This window comes from Bradyrhizobium sp. P5_C11_2, assembly GCF_054049755.1.
In genome coordinates this window covers 1-3,068 of the sequence record NZ_JBFULT010000733.1, presented here as the reverse complement: position 1 = coordinate 3,068, position 3,068 = coordinate 1, and the positions used below count along the sequence as shown (strand labels likewise).

The following is a 3,068-nucleotide window of genomic DNA, read 5'->3' as shown; positions in this document are numbered from 1 at the left end:
CGTTGACATGGATCGTTCTGGCGTCGTTCCCGTTCTACATCGGAATTTCCGCCGGCGCCGCGCCGCTGTTTCGCCGGCGACTCGATGAGAAGTTCAATCGCGGCTCGGAGAACCAGGCCTTCCTGGTCGAAAGCGTCACGGGCGTCGAGACGCTGAAAGCGATGGCAGTTGAGCCCCAAATGCAACGCCGCTGGGAGGAGCAACTCGCCGGCTACGTGGGGGCGAGCTTCCGCGTACTCAGCCTGAACAACACGGCGAGCCAAGCGGTCCAGATGATCAACAAGCTGGTCACGGCCGCAACGCTCTACTTCGGCGCCAAGTTCGTGATCGGCGGCGACCTGACCGTCGGAGAGCTGGTGGCGTTCAACATGCTGGCGGGGCGGGTAAGCATGCCGGTGCTTCGGCTCGCGCAGATGTGGCAGGATTTCCATCAGGCCCGGCTGTCAGTCGATCGTCTCGGCGACATTCTCAACACCATCCCGGAGCCAAGCTTCAGTTCGGCCCGCGCCGCGCTGCCGGCGATCCGCGGCAAGGTCGTATTCGAGCACGCGACCTTCCGCTACCGCGCCGATGGCCCCGAGGTGCTGCACGACGTGTCCTTCGGCGTCGAGCCCGGCCAGGTCGTCGGTATCGTTGGCTCTTCGGGCTCGGGCAAGAGCACCATCGGCAAGCTGATCCAGCGTCTCTACGTGCCGGAGAGCGGACGCGTACTGGTCGACGGCGTTGACCTCGCGACGGTCGACCTGACCTGGCTTCGGCGTCAGATCGGCGTGGTTTTGCAGGAGAACGTGCTCTTCAATCGCTCGATTCGCGAGAACATTGCGCTCGCCGACCCGGCCATGCCCATGGAGCGCGTCATCGAGGCGGCGTCACTCGCCGGCGCTCACGACTTCATCCTGGAGCTGCCCGAGGGCTATGACACCATCGTCGGCGAACGCGGCAGCAGTTTATCCGGCGGGCAGCGCCAGCGTGTCGCGATCGCTCGCGCACTCATCACCAACCCGCGTATCCTCATCCTCGACGAGGCTACCAGCGCGCTTGATTACGAAAGCGAGCGCGCCATCCAGCAGAACATGAGACGGATCGCCGCCGGCCGGACTGTGTTCGTCATCGCGCATCGGCTCTCGACCGTGCGCAATGCGAACCGGATCGTTACACTCGAGCATGGCCGCATCGTCGAGGATGGTAGCCACGATGAGCTGATCCGCTCGAATGGGCGCTACGCAAACCTCCACTACCTGCAGGCCGGTATCCATGACGTCCGCTAGCCGAAATATCGTTCCGTTTCCGAGAGCCGAGGTTCGACGGCGCGAGCACGAGATTGCATTTCTGCCCGCGGCGCTCGAGATCACCGAATCGCCGCCGTCGCCGATCGGTCGCGCGATCGGGGCGAGCATCATCGCGGTCTTTTGCGTCGCGCTGTTGTGGGCATCGTTGGGCAGCGTCGATATCGTCGCCACCGCGACAGGCAAGATCGTGCCTGGCGGGCGTACCAAGCTGATCCAGCCGTTCGAGACGGGCGTTGTCCGCGCCATCCACGTACGTGACGGGCAGAGCGTCAAGGCCGGCGACGTTCTGATCGAGCTGGACCCAACGATGACGGAAGCCGATCAGGAGCGCGGGAGAAGCGATCTCGTTGCGGCCGAACTCGACGTCGCGCGGCTGCGCGCAGCGCTCACCGATGATCCGCTTGCCGCCTTCCGATCACCGCAGGGCGCAAGTGCCGGGGAGATCGAGATGCATCGCCAGTTTCTGATCAGCCAGCGCGCCGAGCAGAACGCCAAGCTTGCGGAGATCGAGCGCCAGCAAGGTCAGAAGGAGGCGGAGCGGGCGACCACCTCGGCGAGCGTGGCGAAGCTCCAGGCGACGATACCGGTGCTCCAGGAGCGGGTCGACATTCGCAAGACTCTGGTCGACAAGGCCTTGGCTTCGAGGGTTGTCTATCTCTCCGAGTATCAGGAGCTGGTCGGCCTTCAGCAGGATTTGGTCCTCCAGCAGAGCCGGCTCCGCGAAGCCGACGCCGCCATCGCCTTGCTGAAGGAAACGAAAGAGAGGACCGCCGCGGAGTATCGGCGTGCCACCTATGACGCACTTGCGAAAGCCGAGCAGAAGGCGGCGAGCGCTGCGCAGGAAGCGGTCAAGGCGGACCGGCGCACCAAGCTTCAGCATCTGACCGCGCCGGTCGACGGCGTCGTGCAACAGCTCGCCGTTCACACGGTGGGAGGCGTGGTGACGCCGGCGCAGGCGCTGGCCATCGTGGTCCCGAGCGAGAGTCAGCTCGAGATCGAGGCCATGCTCTCCAACCGCGACATCGGATTCGTCCATCCCGGACAGAAGGCGGAAATCAAGATCGATACGTTCAACTTCACGCGCTATGGGCTGCTGCATGGGGACGTGCTCAGCGTGTCGACGGATGCCATCACGCGCGACAGGCAAGGCGGATCGAACGACCGCGCGTCGGGGACGGCGCAAGGCAGTAGCGAGCCGAAAGGCCAGGAGCTGGAATATGCGGCGCGCGTTTCACTCGACCGCACGCAGATGCAGGTGGAGGACAAGCTCGTCAAGCTCGGCCCCGGCATGGCGGTGACGGTCGAAATCAAGACCGGCGCGCGCAGGATCATCAGCTATCTTCTCTCGCCGCTGGCGAGATACAAGCAGGAGGCGCTGCGGGAGCGATAGAGAGCGAGCTCCCGCAATGCCTGTGCGCTCCGCGTCGTCAACCCGAGGAGAGTGTCGGCGCGATCTTCGCGTGCTGTTCACGCGAGATCAGCAGGGAAAATCCTGTCGGCGCCTGTCGGGAGGTCGACGAAAGTGTCGCAGCTTCACTCCGCGATGGGACCATTCGCACGACGGCAGTCGTCTCCTGGTCCCTTTGCCTACTTGCCGAACCGTACCGCCGTGCCAGTCCCTCGGTCCACGCCCTTGCGGAGTAGGCCGTCCATAGGCGGTACCGCGACGTGACTAGACCGGGGGACCAAGGGAGCCGTCTGCTCGGTTTCGGAGATCACCTCGAGAGGCTTCACGATACCTCTGCCTGCATCGACGGCTGTCGGCGCGTGGTTGTTTGC

The 3,068-nt window shown here is 64.5% G+C and carries 2 protein-coding genes; both read left to right on the top strand.

Translation table 11 applies throughout. The annotated features are described in order from the left end of the window. A partial coding sequence (locus tag ACXJL8_RS37695; RefSeq protein WP_456686677.1) for an ATP-binding cassette domain-containing protein occupies positions 1 to 1,268 on the top strand: 1,268 nt, incomplete at its 5' end. Next, complete coding sequence (locus tag ACXJL8_RS37690; protein WP_456686676.1) at positions 1,255 to 2,679, top strand: HlyD family type I secretion periplasmic adaptor subunit; 1,425 nt, start codon at positions 1,255 to 1,257, stop codon at positions 2,677 to 2,679. The genes ACXJL8_RS37695 and ACXJL8_RS37690, both read left to right, overlap by 14 nt. Positions 2,680 to 3,068: the final 389 nt, after the last annotated feature.

Excerpts from the sequence above, each read along its gene's own strand:
- ACXJL8_RS37690 (WP_456686676.1), top strand. The coding sequence starts at position 1,255 with ATGACGTCCGCTAGCCGAAATATCGTTCCGTTTCCGAGAGCCGAGGTT.